Source organism: Curtobacterium sp. PhB146, assembly GCF_004342995.1.
Classification (GTDB): domain Bacteria; phylum Actinomycetota; class Actinomycetes; order Actinomycetales; family Microbacteriaceae; genus Curtobacterium.
Map to the genome: position 1 here is coordinate 242,430 of NZ_SMBN01000003.1, position 16,867 is coordinate 259,296.

Sequence of the window (16,867 nt, forward strand, 5' to 3'; positions counted from 1 at the left end):
TCCCGTGAAGCGTCTGCGCCTGCTCCCGATCGCCCTCGTCCCCGCCGTCGTGCTGGGACTCGCCGCATGCTCCGGCTCCGGTTCGGACGGGTCCACGGCCTCGCCGACCCCGACCGCCAGTGCGACCGCCTCGGCGATCACGTCCTGCCCGGACCCCGGCAAGGCCTCTGACTCGATCCGGGCGACCGGCTCGTTCGGGGGCGCGAAGGCCCCGACCGTCAAGTTCGCGGCGGGCCTGTCGGCCAAGACCCCGCAGGCCACGAAGCTCGTCTCGGGCAAGGGCGCGTCGTTGGACGAGGGCGACTACGCCCAGGTGTCGTACACGGTCTACGAGGCGAAGGACGCCAAGAAGCTCGGCACGGTCGGTTTCGACGAGGGCAACCCGCAGGTCCTGTCCGTCGGCGGCTCGGGCTTCGGTGCCCTCCTCGCCTGCTCGAAGGTCGGCGACCGGTTGGCAGCGGTCGGTCAGTCCGCGGCACTCGGCTTCAACACCGGCGGCGAGATCGTCGTGGTCGCGGACGTCGTCGCGCAGACCCCCACCAAGGCGAGCGGCACCCCGCAGGACCAGGACCCCGGCCTGCCGACGGTCAAGGACAAGGCGTCCGGCGAGCCGGAGATCACGATCCCCGACGGTGTGAAGGCCCCGACCAAGACGACCGTCGAGGTCCTCAAGCAGGGCGACGGCGCGTCCATCGCCGACGGCGACACCGCCCTCGTGCAGTACGAGGGCGTCGTCTACAGCACCGGCAAGGAGTTCGACTCCTCGTGGTCGAAGGGCGCCCCGACGACCTTCACGGTCTCCGAGAGCGCACTCATCAAGGGCTTCGTCACGGGGCTCGTCGGCCAGAAGGTCGGCTCCCAGGTGCTGATCGTCGCCACGCCGGAGGACGCCTACGGCGCGAACCCGCAGGAGGGTTCGGGCATCCCGAAGAACGCCACGCTCGTCTTCGTGGTCGACATCCTCGCGAAGGGCTGACCGTGGCCCGGCGCCGCATCGTCGTCCTCGGCAGCACCGGCTCGATCGGCACGCAGGCGCTCGACGTCGTCGCCCGCAACCCCGACCGGTTCGAGGTCGTCGGACTGACCGCCGGCAGCAACCGCACCCTGGTCGCCGAGCAGGCCGCCCGGTTCGGCGTGCGCGACACGGCGTTCGGGGCGCAGGCCTCCGAGCGGCTCGTCCGCAGCGTCGAGGCCGACGTCGTCCTGAACGGCATCACGGGGTCGGTCGGCCTCGGGCCGACGCTCGCGGTGCTCGAGACCGGTGCGACCCTGGCGCTCGCCAACAAGGAGAGCCTGATCGTGGGCGGTTCCCTGGTGCAGCAGGCTGCAGCGCCGGGCCAGATCGTCCCCGTGGACAGTGAGCACTCGGCGATCGCGCAGGCGCTCCGCTCCGGTGCCGACACCGAGGTGCAGCGGCTCGTCCTCACGGCGAGCGGCGGTCCGTTCCGCGGCCGCACCCGCGAGCAGCTCCGCGACGTCACCCCGGCGCAGGCGCTGGCGCACCCCACGTGGGACATGGGCGTCGTCGTCACGACGAACTCCGCCACGCTCGTCAACAAGGGGCTCGAGGTCATCGAGGCCCACCTGCTCTTCGGCGTGCCGTACGACCGCATCGAGGTCACGGTGCACGCGCAGTCGATCGTGCACTCGATGGTCGAGTTCGTCGACGGCTCCACCATCGCGCAGGCCTCGCCGCCGGACATGCGTCTGCCGATCGCGCTCGGCCTGGCGTGGCCGGGCCGCGTGCCCGGGGTCGGTGTGCCGCTCGACTGGACCACGGCGAGCACCTGGACCTTCGAGCCGCTCGACGCTGACGCGTTCGGCGCCGTCGCCCTAGCGAAGCGTGTCGGTGAGCTCGGCGGGACCTTCCCGGCCGTCTTCAACGCGGCGAACGAGCAGGCCGTGGCCGCGTTCCACGCGGGCGCCATAGGGTTCCTCGACATCGTCGACACGGTCGAGCGCGTCGTCGAGGAGCACACCGCGGGTGAGCCGTCACTCGACGGCGTGCTCGCTGCGGAGCTCTGGGCCCGCGCCGCGGCGGACCGCGCGCTGACCCGCTGACGCGATCCGCGCCTCCCGTCGGTCGCATGGTCACCACGTGACGGACTGGGCCCACACCGCCGGTTCCGGCGCGACGCGCCAGCGGCGGGACGGCCGTGCCGGTGGGGAGAGGCTCAGATCACCTCTCAGACGGCGCTCGGCTCCGTCATGGCAAGCGTCCCGTACCCTTTCCCGGTGACCGTCGAAACCGTCCTGCTCTTCGTCCTCGGCGTGGTCGTCTTCATCATCGGCCTGCTGGTCTCGATCGGACTCCACGAGCTGGGGCACCTGTCCTTCGCGAAGCTGTTCAACGTCAAGGTGACGCAGTACTCGCTGGGCTTCGGCAAGGCCATGTGGTCGTTCAAGCGGGGTGAGACCGAGTACGGCATCCGCCCGATCCTGCTCGGCGGCTACATCTCGATGGTCGGCATGCTCAAGCCGCGTGCCTCCGGCCGCCCGAGTGCGATCACGAACACCGGCATGTACGGCGCGTTCGTGCAGGACGCCCGCCAGGCCAGCGCGGAGCAGATCGCGGACTCCGGCGGCGACGACTCCCGCGCGTTCTACCGGCTGACCCCGTGGAAGCGCATCATCGTGATGGTCGCTGGCCCCGCGATGAACCTGGTGATCGGGATCGTCCTGTTCGGCGTGCTGTTGTGTGGCTTCGGGTCGCCGACCACGACGTTCACCTCGAGCGTCGACTGTGTCCTGCCGACAAGCCAGACGACCGAGTGCACCTCGGGCGATGCGGAGTCGCCGGCGAAGCAGGCCGGCATCGCGTCGGGCGACGTCGTGCTCTCGGTGAACGGTGAGCAGGACCCGACCATCGCGCGCGTCTCCGAGGTGTTCCAGAAGTCGGCCGGCGAGCAGGTGACGGTCGTCGTCGAGCGTGACGGTGCCCGGAAGACGCTCGAGATCACCCCGACGACCGCCACCCGCGACGTCTACGACGCCGAGGGCAAGGTCGTCACGAACGACGACGGCACGACGAAGACCCAGCGGGTCGGTGTCGTCGGCGTCAGCATCGGGCAGTCGCTCGTGCGGCAGTCGCCGGCCGAGGTCCTGCCCGCGACGGGTGCGCAGATCGCCGCGTCGGCGCACCTCATCATCGACCTGCCGCAGCGCCTGGTCGCCGTCTGGAACGCGGCGTTCGGCGCGCAGGAGCGGTCGCAGGACAGCCCCGTGTCGGTCGTCGGCGTCGGCCGCGCGATCGGCGAGGTCTCGTCGATGAGCGGCGTGCCGGTGGTCGACAAGGCGTACACGATCCTCGGGCTGCTGGCCTCGCTGAACATCGGCCTGTTCGTGCTGAACATGGTGCCGCTGCTGCCGCTCGACGGCGGGCACATCGCCGGCGCCCTGTGGGAGGCGATCAAGCGACGGTCCTTCAAACTCGTCGGCAAGGCGGACCCGGGCCCCATCGACCTGGCGAAGACGATGCCGCTCACGATGGTCGTCGTGGTGCTGCTGGCGGGGATGAGCGCGCTGCTGATCTACGCCGACATCGTGCGGCCTGTGAACCTGTTCGGGTAGTCGCTGCGGCGCTACGCTCAGCGGATGAGCACAGCGCCCACGAACTCCGGGCCCACCACCGCCGCGCCCGAGGTCCGCACCGTTGAACGGCAGGGCCTCGACGTCATCGCCGAGTCCGACCGCAAGGGCACCCCGCGGGGACTCTTCTGGCCGTGGTTCGCGGCGAACATCTCCGTCCTCGGCATCGCCTACGGGTCGTTCGTGGTCGGGTTCGGCATCTCGTTCTGGCAGGCCACCGTCGTCTCGGTCATCGGGGTGGTGTTCTCGTTCCTGCTGTGCGGCATCGTCGCGATCGCCGGCAAACGCGGGTCGGCGCCGACGATGGTGCTGAGCCGTGCGGCCTTCGGGGTCCGCGGCAACCGGGTGCCCTCGTTCCTCAGCTGGATCCTCACCGTCGGGTGGGAGACCGCCCTCGCCGCACTGGCGGTCCTCGCGACCTCGACGGTGTTCACCGAGCTCGGCTGGGACGGCGGGGTGCTGACGAAGGTCGTCGCCCTCGTCGTGGTCGCCGCGCTCGTGGTCGGGGCCGGCGTCGCGGGCTTCGACGTGATCATGCGCCTGCAGACCTGGATCACGGTGATCACCGCTGTGCTCACGGTCGTCTACGTGGTGCTCGCGGTGCCGTCCATAGACTTCGCCGCGATCGCCGCGATGCCGACGGGCAGTGCCCAGCAGTTCATCGGTGCGCTCGTGCTCGTGATGACCGGCTTCGGGCTGGGCTGGGTGAACGCCGCTGCCGACTACTCGCGGTACCTGCCGCGCTCGGCGTCGACCGGGGGAGTCGTCGGGTGGACGACCTTCGGCGGTGCCCTCGCACCGGCGATCCTCGTGGTCTTCGGTGTCCTGCTCGCCGGTTCCTCGCCGGACCTGAGCGCGGCGATCGGTGCCGACCCGATCGGCGCGCTCACCACGATCCTGCCGGTGTGGTTCCTCATCCCGTTCGCCCTCGTCGCGATCCTCGGGCTCGTCGGCGGCGCGGTGCTCGACATCTACTCGTCGGGCCTCGCGCTGCTGAGCGTCGGCGTGAAGATCCCACGGCCGGTCGCCGCCGGGGTGGACGGCGTGTTCATGGTGGCGGGTGCGATCTACATCGCGTTCTTCGCGACGGACTTCGTCGGCCCGTTCCAGGCGTTCCTCATCACCCTCGGCGTCCCGATCGCCGCCTGGGCCGGCATCTTCGTCGCCGACGTCCTGCTGCGGCGCACGGCCTACGCCGAAGGCGAGCTCGACGACCGTCGCGGCCGCTACGGCGACGTCCGGTGGGGCGCGATCGCTCTGGTCGCGGTCGGCACGGCGCTCGGATGGGGCCTCGTCACGCTGGCGTCACCGGCGTGGCTGTCGTGGCAGGGCTACCTGCTCGGGCCGTTCGGCCTCGGCGGACGCGACGGCGCCTGGGCCTACGCGAACCTCGGTGTGCTGGTCGCGCTCGTCGTCGGGTTCCTCGGCACCCTGCTGTTCGCCCGGGGCTCCGTCCGGCGCCAGGAAGCACAGCGGTGAGCGCAACGGGGAGCGAAGCAGTGAGCACGTCAGGGACCACGGGCGTCCCCGACGACGCCTGGCTCGTCGTCATCGACATGCAGCAGGTCTTCACGGGGGAGTCCCCGTGGGCGGCGCCGCGGTACGACCACGCCGGAGTCGGCATCGAGCGTCTGCTGCCCCGGTTCACCGGACGCACGGTGTTCACCCGGTTCGTCGCGCCCCAGCGCCCGCAGGGCGCCTGGGTGCCGTACTACCGCGAGTGGCCCTTCGCCCTCGTGCCGGACGCCGCCCCGCTGTACGCGCTGACCGAGCCCTTCGCGAGTGCGGCAGGGGACCGCAACGACCCCGTCGTGACCGAGCCGACGTTCGGCAAGTGGGGGACGGGCCTCCAGGCAGTCGTCGGTGACCACCCGCACCTGGTGCTCACGGGGGTGTCGACCGACTGCTGCGTGCTGTCGACCGCCCTGGCGGCGGCGGACGCCGGAGCGACCGTGACGGTCGTCGCGGACGCCTGCGCCGGGGCGAGCGACGCGGACCACGAGCGGGCGCTCGACGCGATGCGACTGTACGCGCCGCTCATCACCGTGGTGGACAGCGCCACCCGGCTCTGAGCGTCCGGTGTGGCCGGGCCGGGACGCTCGGAGCGAGCGCGTAGAGTGCTCACGTGCCCGCTGTGAACCTCGGTATGCCCAAGTCGCCCGAAACCCTCGCCCCCCGACGCAAGTCGCGCCAGATCCGGGTCGGCAAGGTGCTCGTGGGCGGCGATGCTCCGGTGTCCGTCCAGTCGATGACCACGACCCCGACGACGAACATCAACGCGACGCTGCAGCAGATCGCCGAGCTCACGGCCTCGGGCTGCGACATCGTCCGGGTCGCCGTGCCGACGCAGGAAGACGCCGACGCGCTGCCGATCATCGCGAAGAAGTCGCAGATCCCGGTCATCGCCGACATCCACTTCCAGCCGAAGTACGTGTTCCAGGCGATCGACGCCGGCTGTGCCGCGGTCCGCGTGAACCCGGGCAACATCCGCAAGTTCGACGACCAGGTCGGTGCGATCGCCGCCGCGGCGAAGGCCGCAGGCGTGTCGCTCCGCATCGGCGTCAACGCCGGGTCGCTCGAGCCGAGCCTGCTGCAGAAGTACGGCAAGGCCACACCCGAGGCGCTCGTCGAGTCCGCCGTGTGGGAAGCCAGCCTGTTCGAGGAGCACGACTTCCACGACTTCAAGATCTCGGTCAAGCACAACGACCCGATCGTCATGGTCAAGGCCTACCGCCAGCTCGCCGCCGCCGGCGACTGGCCGCTGCACCTCGGTGTGACCGAGGCCGGCCCCGAGTTCCAGGGCACCATCAAGAGCGCCACCGCGTTCGGCATCCTGCTGGCCGAGGGAATCGGCGACACCATCCGCGTGTCCCTGTCCGCGCCGCCCGCGCAAGAGGTCAAGGTCGGCCTGCAGATCCTGCAGTCGCTCAACCTGCGCGAACGCAAGCTCGAGATCGTCTCGTGCCCGAGCTGCGGCCGGGCCCAGGTCGACGTCTACCAGCTGGCGAACGACGTCACCAAGGGGCTCGAGGGCATGTCCGTCCCCCTGCGCGTCGCCGTCATGGGCTGCGTCGTGAACGGCCCGGGCGAGGCGCGCGAGGCCGACCTCGGCGTGGCGTCGGGCAACGGCAAGGGCCAGATCTTCGTCAAGGGCAAGGTCGTCAAGACGGTGCCGGAGCACGAGATCGTGCAGACCCTCATCGCCGAGGCGAACCGCATCGCCGACGAGATGGGGCCGGAGGCCGCGCTCGGCACCCCCGAGGTCATCACCACCCCGTAGCGCGCGCTCCGGCACGGTGCGGATTCCGCCACTGTGTGCCGGGTTGACGGCTCGGTGCGGGGTCAGCGGGCGGCACGGTGCGGCTGAGGCCGCACCGATCGGCGAACCTCGCACGGTGCGCGTCCGCGCTCGACGAGCGTCGCGGCGTGCCGGACGGGAGGCCCGTGGCGGCCTGGCACCGGGCGTCCCGTCCGCACCGTGCGGACTTCGCGAACCCGTGACGGGAAAGCAGTCCGGTGCGCGCTTGTGACACCGCACGGTGCCGCTTGCGCCGCACCGTGCGGCGAACCTCGCATGGTGCGCGCCCGCCCGGACCTCGCACCGTGCGGCGAACCTCGCACGGTGCGCCCCCTCCCGTGCCGCGCCGTCGGCGCACGCCGCTAGGCTGGCCCCGTGGTCACACGGCTTTCGCATCTGTTCCTCCGTACGCTCCGCGACGACCCCTCCGACGCCGAGGTGACGAGCCACAAGCTGCTCGTCCGCGCCGGGTACGTCCGTCGCCAGTCCCCGGGGATCTTCGCCTGGCTGCCGCTCGGTCTCCGGGTGCGCGCCAAGATCGAGGGGATCATCCGCGACGAGATGGTCGCTGCCGGTGCGCAGGAAGTGCTCCTGCCGGCGCTGCTGCCGCGCGAGCCGTACGAGGCGACGAACCGCTGGACCGAGTACGGCGACGGCATGTTCCGCCTGCAGGACCGCAAGGGTTCCGACTACCTGCTCGCCCCCACGCACGAAGAGATGTTCGCGCTGCTGGTGAAGGACCTGTACTCGTCGTACAAGGACCTCCCCGTCACGCTGTTCCAGATCCAGGACAAGTACCGCGACGAAGCACGCCCGCGCGCGGGTCTGCTGCGCGGTCGCGAGTTCACCATGAAGGACGCCTACTCGTTCGACCTCACCGACGAGGGCCTCGAGCGCAGCTACCAGGTCATGCGCGACGCGTACGAGAAGATCTTCGTCCGCCTCGGCCTCGAGTACGTCATCGTCAAGGCGGACGCCGGCGCGATGGGCGGCTCCAAGTCGGAGGAGTTCCTGCACCCGATCGCCGTCGGCGAGGACACCTTCGTCCGCAGCGCCAACGGCTACGCGGCGAACGTCGAGGCCTACGTCACGCCCGTGCCCGCGTCGCTGCCGATCGAGGGCCAGCCCGACGCGGCGCTCCTGCCGTCGTCGGACACCCCGACGATCGACACGCTCGTCGCCCACGCGAACGAGGTCGCCCCGCGCGACGGCGCGCCGTGGACCGCTGCGGACACGCTGAAGAACGTCGTCCTCGCCCTCACCCACCTGGACGGCACGCGCGAGGTCGTCGTCGTCGGGCTCCCCGGTGACCGCGACGTCGACCTGAAGCGCGCCGAGGTGGCGTTCGCTCCGGCCGAGGTCGAAGCCGCAGGCGACGACGACTTCAAGAAGCACAAGGGCCTGGTCAAGGGCTACATCGGCCCGCAGGTCCTCGGCGCCGACAGCGCCACGGGCATCCGGTACTTCGTCGACCCGCGCGTGGTCGACGGCACCGCCTGGGTCACCGGCGCCAACGAGCGCGGCGTGCACGTCTCCGGCCTGGTCGCCGGCCGTGACTTCGTGGCCGACGGTGTCGCCGAGGTCTCGGACGTCCGCGCGGGGGACCCGTCGCCCGACGGCTCGGGTCCGCTCGAGACCGCCCGCGGCATGGAGATCGGGCACGTCTTCCAGCTCGGCCGCAAGTACGCCGAGGCCCTCGGCCTCAAGGTGCAGGACGAGAACGGCAAGCTCGCGACCGTCACGATGGGCTCGTACGGCATCGGCGTGACGCGCATCCTGGCGATCCTGGCCGAGGCGCACAACGACGACAAGGGCCTGGCCTGGCCGAAGAACGTCGCACCGTTCGACGTGCACATCGTCGCCACCGGGCGTGACCAGGTCGCCTACGAGCTGGCGACGTCGATCGTCGCCGAGCTCGAGGGCGAGCGGTTCGACGTGCTCTACGACGACCGTCCGAAGGTGTCGCCCGGCGTCAAGCTCCGCGACGCCGAGCTGCTCGGCATGCCGATCGTGGTCGTCGCCGGCCGCGGCGCCGCCGACGGCGTCGTCGAGCTGTGGAACCGTGCCAGCGGCGAACGCCGCGACGTGCCGGTCGCCGAGCTGCTCGACGCGGTCCGCGCGATCTAGCGGGTCGCGTCCTGGACGCGACCACCCAACGGACGGGAGGCCCGTGGCGACGCCGCCACGGGCCTCCCGTCCGTTTCGGCTCGGGTCCGCGAGCCGCAGTGCGGTACGCTTGTGGCCGACTTCTGCGACGGTTCCATCCGCAGGAGCGACTCATCTGAATACGGAGGCACCTCGGTGAAGATCGATCTCGCAGTCCTGCGACTCATGGAGCGCGAGCGGGAGATCCCGTTCGACGAACTGGTCCAGATCATCGAATCTGCCATCCTGACCGCCTACCAGAAGCACGCCGAAGAGAACGGCGAGCCGGCCCACGCGCAGTCGCGTGTCGAGCTCGACCGCAAGTCCGGCGAGGTCAGTGTCTACGTCCCCGAGCTCGACGACGAGGGCACCGTCATCGGTGAAGCCGTCGACCAGCCGAGCGACTTCGGCCGCATCGCGGCCTTCGCGGCGAAGCAGGTCATCAACCAGCGCCTCCGCGACATCGGTGACGACAAGATCCTCGGCGAGTTCCGCGGCAAGGAAGGCGACATCGTCGCCGGTGTGGTCCAGCAGGGCCCGAATCCGCGCATGGTGATGGTCGACCTCGGCACGGTCGAGGCGATCCTGCCGCCCGAAGAGCAGGTGCCGGGCGAGTCCTACGCGCACGGTTCGCGCATCCGCGTGTACGTGACGAGCGTCGCCCGCGGCAACAAGGGCCCGCAGATCACGGTGTCGCGCACGCACCCGGGCCTGGTCCGGAAGCTCTTCGCCCTCGAGGTGCCGGAGATCGCCTCGGGCGTCGTCGAGATCACGTCGCTCGCGCGCGAAGCCGGTCACCGCACGAAGATCGCGGTCAAGGCGAACGAGCCCGGCGTCAACGCGAAGGGTGCCTGCATCGGTGAGCTGGGCGCGCGCGTCCGTGCCGTCACCAACGAGCTCGGTGCCGAGAAGGTCGACATCGTGGACTGGTCTCCGGACCTGTCGGCGTTCGTCGCGAGTGCCCTGTCGCCGGCCAAGGTGACCAGCGCCTTCGTGCTCGACGCGTCGACCAAGGCCGTCCGCGCGCTCGTGCCGGACTACCAGCTGTCGCTCGCGATCGGCAAGGAAGGGCAGAACGCCCGCCTGGCTGCCAAGCTCACCGGGGCCCGGATCGACATCCAGCCGGACTCCATCCTGGACGGCGACGACTAGGCGATTTCGCCGCCGGCGTGCCCAGAAGGGCGCGCCGGATCGCGGACGTCCGAGGCAAGGAGTAGAGTGGTTCCCGTCAGAACGTGCATCGGCAGTCGTCGTCGCGCTTCCCGATCCTCACTCCTCCGAGTCGTCGCCCTGAGCGATGGCCGCGTCGTGGCGGATCCGAAGGCAGTCATGCCGGGCCGGGGAGCATGGCTCACACCGACCGTCGATGCCTACGATCTGGCCGTCAAGCGCAGGGCTTTCCGCCGTGCGCTCCGGTTGGATCGCGATCCCGACACGTCCGCGGTGCTCGACCACATCGTCGGCCTCTCACGAGCGTCGACCGAGCGCCCGGACATGACAGAACAGGCTGAACGGCTTATGGACAACTGATGAGCGGCTCGAAATGAGACCCGTCATCCATTGAGTCCTGCCCTTTACGGGGTGGGACCCGTGAAGGAGAACAGTGGCTAAACCACGCGTACACGAGATCGCAAGCGAACTCGGCGTCGACAGCAAGACCGCACTCGAGAAGCTCAAGGAGCTCGGCGAGTTCGTCCGGGGTGCCAGCTCGAGCATCGAGCCCCCCGTTGCCCGGAAGCTCCGTGCCGCCCTGCAGGCGGACGGTGTCCCGGCATCCAAGCCCGCAGCCTCGGCCCCCGCGCCGAGCACGCCGGCCAAGAGCAGCACGCCCGCGTCCGGCGCGCCGAAGCCCGGTGGCCCGCGCCCCGGCCCGGTCCGTCCGGCACCCGCACCGGAGCCCGAGGTCCAGGCAGCACCTGCTGCCGAGGACGTCCCGGCCCCGGCCGCACCGAAGTCCGTCGCCCAGCGACAGGCCGAGGCCGAGGCCGCACAGAAGGCCCGTGCCGAGAAGGCCGCCGCCGAGCAGCAGGCTGCCACGCAGCCGGCCGACTCGACCGGTGACGAGCCGAAGACCGACGCGGTGAAGCCTGGCTCGAGTGCCAAGCCCGCCGCTGCCGGCCCGAAGCCCGGTGGCCCGAAGCCCGGCGCACGTCCGGGCAACAACCCCTACGCGTCGAACCAGGGCATGGGCTCGCGCCCGCCGCGCCCCGGCAACAACCCCTTCGCCTCGAACCAGGGCATGGGCCAGCGCCCCGCCGCTGGTGCCGGTGGAGCGGGCATCCCGCGTCCGCAGCCCCCGCGTCCCGGCGTCCCGCGTCCGGGTGCACCGCGTCCGGGTGGACCCGGTCAGGCGAACCGTCCCAACGGCTTCGGGCAGCGCCCGGGCCAGGGTGGCGGTCGTGGCGGCCCCGGTGGCGCCCGTCCGGGTGCCGGCGGCGGTGCCGGTGGCGGCTTCCCGCGTCCGGCCTTCAGCGGCCCGCGTCCCGCCGGTGGCGGTGGCCGTGGTCGTGGCCCCGGTGGTGGTACCGCCGGTGCGTTCGGTCGCGGTGGCGGCAAGAGCCGTGCCCGCAAGTCGAAGCGGACGAAGCGCGCCGAGTACGAGATGCGTCAGGCCCCGTCGCTCGGCGGTGTGCAGGTCCCTCGTGGCGACGGCAACACGGTCGTCCGACTCCGTCGTGGTGCGAGCATCTCGGACTTCGCGGACAAGATCGACGCCATGCCCGGCAACCTGGTCACGGTGCTGTTCCACCTCGGTGAGATGGCGACCGCGACCGAGTCGCTGGACGAGGCGACGTTCGAGGTCCTCGGTGACGAGCTGGGCTACAAGATCCAGATCGTCTCGCCCGAGGACGAGGACAAGGAGCTCCTCGAGGGCTTCGACATCGACATCGATGCCGAGTACGCCGACGAGGACGACTCCGTCCTGCAGGTCCGTCCCCCCGTCGTGACCGTCATGGGTCACGTCGACCACGGTAAGACGCGACTGCTCGACGCGATCCGGAACTCGAAGGTCGTCGAGGGTGAAGCCGGTGGCATCACCCAGCACATCGGTGCGTACCAGATCGTCACCGAGCACGAGGGCATCGAGCGTCCGATCACGTTCATCGACACCCCGGGTCACGAGGCCTTCACGGCCATGCGTGCTCGTGGTGCGCAGGTCACCGACATCGCGATCCTCGTGGTCGCGGCGGACGACGGCATCATGCCCCAGACGATCGAGGCGCTGAACCACGCGCAGTCGGCCAACGTGCCGATCGTGGTCGCGGTGAACAAGATCGACAAGGAAGGCGCGAACCCGGCCAAGGTCCGCCAGCAGCTCACCGAGTACAACCTGGTGGCGGAGGAGTACGGCGGAGACGTCATGTTCGTCGACGTCTCGGCTCGGCAGAACATCGGCATCCAGGACCTCCTGGACGCCGTGCTGCTCACCGCTGACGCCGGGCTCGACCTGCGTGCGAACCCCGACAAGGACGCCCGCGGCGTCGCGATCGAAGCACGGCTCGACAAGGGCCGTGGTGCGGTGGCGACCGTCCTCATCCAGTCCGGAACGCTGCACGTCGGCGACGCCATCGTGGCGGGCACGGCCTACGGCCGCGTCCGTGCGATGACCGACGAGAACGGTGTCGCGGTCAAGGCCGCCACGCCGAGCCGCCCGGTCCAGGTGCAGGGTCTGTCCTCGGTGCCCCGCGCCGGTGACACGTTCCTCGTCACCGAAGAGGACCGCACGGCACGTCAGATCGCCGAGAAGCGTGAAGCCGCCGAGCGCAACGCCCAGCTGGCCAAGGCCCGCAAGCGCATCTCGCTCGAGGACTTCACGCGTGCACTCGAAGAGGGCAAGGTCGACTCGCTCAACCTCATCATCAAGGGTGACGTCTCCGGTGCCGTCGAGGCACTCGAGCAGTCGCTCCTGGACATCGAGGTCGACGACAGCGTCCAGCTCCGCATCCTCCACCGCGGTGTCGGTGCGATCACGGAGTCGGACATCGACCTCGCCACGATCGACAACGCCATCGTGGTCGGCTTCAACGTCCGTCCGGACGTCAAGGCCCGCGAGCGTGCGGCGCGCGAAGGCATCGACGTGCGCTTCTACTCGGTCATCTACAACGCACTCGACGACATCGAGCAGTCCCTCAAGGGCATGCTCAAGCCCGAGTACGAAGAGGTCCAGTCCGGTGTCGCCGAGATCCGCGAGGTCTTCAGCTCCTCGAAGTTCGGCAACATCGCGGGTGTCATCGTCCGCTCCGGCACGATCACGCGCAACGCCAAGGCGCGCGTCATCCGTGACGGTGTGGTCCTGGCCGACGGACTGGCGATCGAGTCGCTCCGTCGCTTCAAGGACGACGTCACCGAGGTCCGCACGGACTTCGAGGCCGGTATCGGTCTCGGCAAGTTCAACGATCTCCAGATCGGTGACGAGATCGAGACCACCGAGCTCGTCGAGAAGCCGCGCGACTGATCGTGTGACTACCCTGGGCCCCGGCCTCCCTTCGCGGGAGGTCGGGGCCCGACCCCTTTCCACGCAGAACCACCGGCGGGAAACGTCCCGCCACTGCCTCAGGAGGCACCCATGGCCGATCCGCAGCGCGCACGCAAGATGGCGGACCGCATCAAGGAAGTCGTCGCACGCCGTCTCGACAAGGGTCTGCGCGACCCGCGTCTCGGGTTCGTGACGATCACCGACGTCCGCGTGACCGGAGACCTGCAGCACGCATCGGTCTTCTACACCGTGTACGGCACCGACGAGGAGCGCGCCGACTCCGCCGCGGCGCTCAAGGCCGCGACCGGCATGCTCCGCTCGGAGGTCGGCAAGAACATCACGGCGCGGCTCACCCCGTCGCTGGAGTTCATCGCCGACGCACTGCCGGAGACCTCGGCGCACATGGAGGACCTGCTCGTGCAGGCCCAGGTGCGCGACGAGCAGGTGCGAGCTGCGTCGGTCGGTGCGACGTTCGCCGGCGACGCCGACCCGTACAAGCACGACGAGGACGACGAGTCCGACGACGAGCAGGACGTGGCGCGGGCGTAGCCCGACGAGCGTCCGAGCGCCCCGCTGCACCGTGTGCGGCGGGGCGCTCGTGCGTCGTGCCCGGCGGAAACGTCAGGCGTCCGGCAGCCGGTACCCGGTGGCGTCGTCGCCGACCGCCAGTCCGTCGCGCAGCAGCGACGCGAGCGCTCGGTCCCGCTGATCGGCGTCCGGCCAGACCGGTTCGATCTCCGACCGGGTGACCGGCACGTCGCTCGCGCGCAGCTCGGCCATGATCAGCCCGCGCACCTGCCGGTCGCTGCCGGCGAACTTCGCCTGCTTCGGGGCGCGTGGCCCGTCGTGTTCGGGGTACCCGGCCGCACGCCAGGCGCAGCGGTCCGCGATCGGGCACGCGTCGCACGCGGGGGAGCGGGCGACGCACACGAGCGCACCGAGTTCCATCACCGCCGCGTTCGTCGCAGCGGCGTCGTCGCGGTCGGCCGGCAGCACGGACTCCATCAGGGGCAGGTCGTCCTTGGCCTTCGCCGGCCCGGGCTCGCCCTGGCCGAGGAGCGCGCGCTTCAGGACCCGCCGCACGTTGACGTCGACGACCGGGTGCCGGTCGCCGTACGCGAACACGGCGACGGCCCGTGCCGTGTAGTCGCCGATCCCCGGCAGCGCGAGCAGCGCCTCGACGTCCCGGGGGACGACGTTGCCGTGCTCGGTGGCGATCACCGTGGCCGCCGCGTGCAGCGCGAGCGCGCGTCTCGGGTAGCCGAGCCGGTCCCAGGCACGCACCGCGTCCGCCGGGGGCGACGCCGCGAGGTCCGCAGGCGTCGGCCACCGGGTGAGCCACGCCTCCAGTCGGGGGATCACGCGCGCGACCTGCGTCTGCTGCAGCATGATCTCGCTGACCAGGGTGCCCCACGCGGGGAAGCCGGGGCGACGCCACGGCAGGTCGCGGGCCTCCTGTCGGAACCAGGTGGTCAACGGGGTCGCGATGTCGGGGACGCTCGCGTTCTCCACATCCGGCTGGGAGGCCCTGCTCGCGTTCACCACGACAGCCTACGGTGGACGCATGGCACGCTGGGCACCCGAAGAGACCGACACGATGGCCGCGATCGCTGCTGAGGTGATCGCGCAGGTCGGCACGAACCGGACCGTGATCGGCATCGACGGGCAGGACGGCACCGATCTCGAACACGTCGCCGCCACGCTGGTGGCCGGCTTCGAGCAGCACGGGGTGTCCGCGATGGCCGCGACGTCGCCGTCCTCCGATCCCGACACGCTGCGCGACGAAGTGGTCACCCCGTTCCGCACCACCGGCGCCGGTGACGGCGTGTTGGTCGTTCACGGGCACGGGCTGCTGGCCCCGGGGGTCCGCGGGCTCTGGCGCTGGTCGCTGTGGGTCGAGCAGGAAGCCGGCCGGCTCGAACGTCGGGCGGACGTCAAGATCGCCGCCTCCGCCGTCCTCGACGTCACCGATCCCGAGCACCCTCGTCGCGAGTGGAACGACGCCTGCTGACCGGCGCTGGTAATCTCCTCTGGTGCTCGAAACCGTGCCGGACGGCATCCTCCTCGTCGACAAACCGCAGGGGATCTCCAGCCACCGCGTCGTGTCGATCGCCCGCCGCCGCCTCGGTCTGAAGAAGGTCGGGCACGCGGGGACCCTCGACCCGATGGCGACCGGGCTGCTGCTCCTGGGGATCGGGCACTCCACCCGGTTGCTCACCCACCTGGTGGGCCTCGGCAAGACCTACACCGCCACCATCCGGCTCGGCGTGTCCACGGACTCCGACGACGCCGACGGCACCCCGACCGCCGCGACCGGCATCGCCGCAGCGGACGTCTCGGACGAGTCCGTCGAACGTGCCGTCGCCCTGCAGCGCGGCACGATCGACCAGGTCCCGTCCACCGTCAGCGCGATCAAGGTCGACGGGCGCCGCGCGTACGACCTGGCGCGCAAGGGTGAGACCGTCGAGCTGAAGTCCCGCACGGTCACCGTCTCGCGGTTCGACGTCACCGGCAGGAACGACCGCACCGTCACGGTCGACGGTGCCGAGGTGGCGGTCGTCGACCTCGACGTCGTCGTGACGTGCTCGTCCGGCACGTACGTCCGGGCCCTCGCACGCGACGTCGGCGCCACCCTCGGCACCGGCGCGCACCTCACCGCGCTCCGCCGCACCCAGGTCGGTCCGTTCGACGTGGCCGACGCGATCGACCTCGAGGACGACGCCGTCGACGTCCGCGCGGCGCTCGCTCGTCCGGCCGACGTGGCACGCCGGTTGTTCTCGTCGGTGTCGCTCGACGCGGCCGCGGCGAAGGACCTGACCGACGGCAAGCGCGTCGCAGCCGACCACCCCGACTCGGACGAGCCGGTGGCTGCCGTGGCCGTCGACGACGACCGCCTCGTCGGACTGGTCTCGGTCCGGCGCGGACTGCTCCGGGTCATCACGAACTTCCCGGCGCCGGCTGCTCCGGCGTCGCAGAACGGGGCGCACGCGTGATCGAGTGGTTCATGTGGGTCCAGCTCGTCGTCGCGGTCCTGGCCGGGCTGTTCGCCGTCGTGGTCGGGTTCATCGGCTGGAAGCCGAACGACTACACCGTGGGGTCCCTCGCGCTCATCGAGGTCCTGCTCCTGGTGCAGGGCGTCATCTCCATCGTGCTGCCCGCGACGGGCAGCCCGCCGGACGGCAACGCCCTCGAGTTCGGGGTCTACGCCGTGTCGGTGCTCCTGGTGCCGCCGGCGGCCATCGTCTGGGCGCTCGTGGACCGCACGAAGTGGAGCACCGTCGTCCTCGGCGCCGGCGCCTTCACCGTCGCGGTCATGATCTACCGGATGTACCAGATCTGGTTCGCCCTGAACTGACGCC

15 protein-coding genes are annotated in these 16,867 nt (G+C 70.8%); 14 read left to right on the forward strand and 1 reads right to left on the reverse strand.

Annotated features, from left to right (window positions below):
• The first annotated feature begins 4 nt into the window (after window positions 1-4).
• The 11 genes from EDF33_RS13260 (at window position 5) to rbfA (ending at window position 14,057) form a co-directional block, all read left to right on the forward strand.
• Complete coding sequence (locus EDF33_RS13260) at window positions 5-976, forward strand: FKBP-type peptidyl-prolyl cis-trans isomerase (protein WP_132100289.1); 972 nt, start codon at window positions 5-7, stop codon at window positions 974-976.
• A 2-nt stretch (window positions 977-978) separates the two neighbouring features.
• A complete protein-coding gene (dxr, locus tag EDF33_RS13265) occupies window positions 979-2,061 on the forward strand; it encodes a 1-deoxy-D-xylulose-5-phosphate reductoisomerase (RefSeq protein WP_132100290.1) in 1,083 nt (360 codons plus the stop codon).
• A gap of 174 nt (window positions 2,062-2,235) precedes the next feature.
• Entirely contained in the window at window positions 2,236-3,570 is a 1,335-nt protein-coding gene (locus tag EDF33_RS13270) for a site-2 protease family protein (RefSeq protein WP_185094179.1), read from the forward strand.
• A gap of 24 nt (window positions 3,571-3,594) precedes the next feature.
• On the forward strand, window positions 3,595-5,067 hold the full coding sequence (locus EDF33_RS13275) for a cytosine permease (RefSeq protein ID WP_132100291.1): 1,473 nt from the start codon (window positions 3,595-3,597) through the stop codon (window positions 5,065-5,067).
• A 20-nt stretch (window positions 5,068-5,087) separates the two neighbouring features.
• On the forward strand, window positions 5,088-5,660 hold the full coding sequence (locus tag EDF33_RS13280) for a cysteine hydrolase (protein WP_131920059.1): 573 nt from the start codon (window positions 5,088-5,090) through the stop codon (window positions 5,658-5,660).
• Between the two features lie 74 nt (window positions 5,661-5,734).
• On the forward strand, window positions 5,735-6,868 hold the full coding sequence (gene ispG, locus EDF33_RS13285) for a flavodoxin-dependent (E)-4-hydroxy-3-methylbut-2-enyl-diphosphate synthase (RefSeq protein ID WP_123938104.1): 1,134 nt from the start codon (window positions 5,735-5,737) through the stop codon (window positions 6,866-6,868).
• Between the two features lie 393 nt (window positions 6,869-7,261).
• Window positions 7,262-9,013, forward strand: coding sequence for a proline--tRNA ligase (locus EDF33_RS13290; RefSeq protein ID WP_132100292.1), 1,752 nt, complete (start codon window positions 7,262-7,264; stop codon window positions 9,011-9,013).
• Window positions 9,014-9,187: 174 nt separating this feature from the next.
• Entirely contained in the window at window positions 9,188-10,183 is a 996-nt protein-coding gene (gene nusA, locus EDF33_RS13295; protein WP_111083890.1) for a transcription termination factor NusA, read from the forward strand.
• Between the two features lie 66 nt (window positions 10,184-10,249).
• Window positions 10,250-10,561 (forward strand): YlxR family protein, encoded by a 312-nt coding sequence (locus EDF33_RS13300; protein ID WP_111083891.1) that lies wholly within the window; start codon window positions 10,250-10,252, stop codon window positions 10,559-10,561.
• A gap of 73 nt (window positions 10,562-10,634) precedes the next feature.
• The gene (gene infB, locus EDF33_RS13305; protein WP_123339727.1) at window positions 10,635-13,487 is read left to right on the forward strand and encodes a translation initiation factor IF-2; all 2,853 of its coding nucleotides are present in this window, start codon (window positions 10,635-10,637) and stop codon (window positions 13,485-13,487) included.
• 111 nt (window positions 13,488-13,598) lie between these two features.
• Window positions 13,599-14,057: a 30S ribosome-binding factor RbfA gene (gene rbfA, locus EDF33_RS13310; RefSeq protein WP_132100293.1), complete on the forward strand. Its 459-nt coding sequence runs from the start codon at window positions 13,599-13,601 to the stop codon at window positions 14,055-14,057.
• Between the two features lie 72 nt (window positions 14,058-14,129).
• Here the strand turns inward: rbfA and EDF33_RS13315 are convergent, their stop codons facing one another.
• Window positions 14,130-14,984 carry an A/G-specific adenine glycosylase gene (locus EDF33_RS13315; protein ID WP_185094196.1) on the reverse strand — a complete coding sequence of 285 codons (855 nt, stop codon included), beginning with the start codon at window positions 14,982-14,984 and terminating at the stop codon, window positions 14,130-14,132.
• 88 nt (window positions 14,985-15,072) lie between these two features.
• On the opposite strand from EDF33_RS13315, the gene EDF33_RS13320 reads away from it, so the two are divergent.
• From EDF33_RS13320 to EDF33_RS13330, 3 genes are read left to right on the forward strand one after another with little or no spacing between them, the layout of a single operon-like run.
• On the forward strand, window positions 15,073-15,519 hold the full coding sequence (locus EDF33_RS13320) for a hypothetical protein (protein WP_132100294.1): 447 nt from the start codon (window positions 15,073-15,075) through the stop codon (window positions 15,517-15,519).
• A 22-nt stretch (window positions 15,520-15,541) separates the two neighbouring features.
• Window positions 15,542-16,501 (forward strand): tRNA pseudouridine(55) synthase TruB, encoded by a 960-nt coding sequence (gene truB / locus EDF33_RS13325; RefSeq protein WP_132100295.1) that lies wholly within the window; start codon window positions 15,542-15,544, stop codon window positions 16,499-16,501.
• Window positions 16,498-16,863, forward strand: a complete 366-nt coding sequence (locus tag EDF33_RS13330) for a hypothetical protein (protein ID WP_111083896.1) — start codon at window positions 16,498-16,500, stop codon at window positions 16,861-16,863. The genes truB and EDF33_RS13330 overlap by 4 nt, the downstream gene beginning before the upstream one ends.
• The last annotated feature ends 4 nt before the right edge of the window (window positions 16,864-16,867 follow it).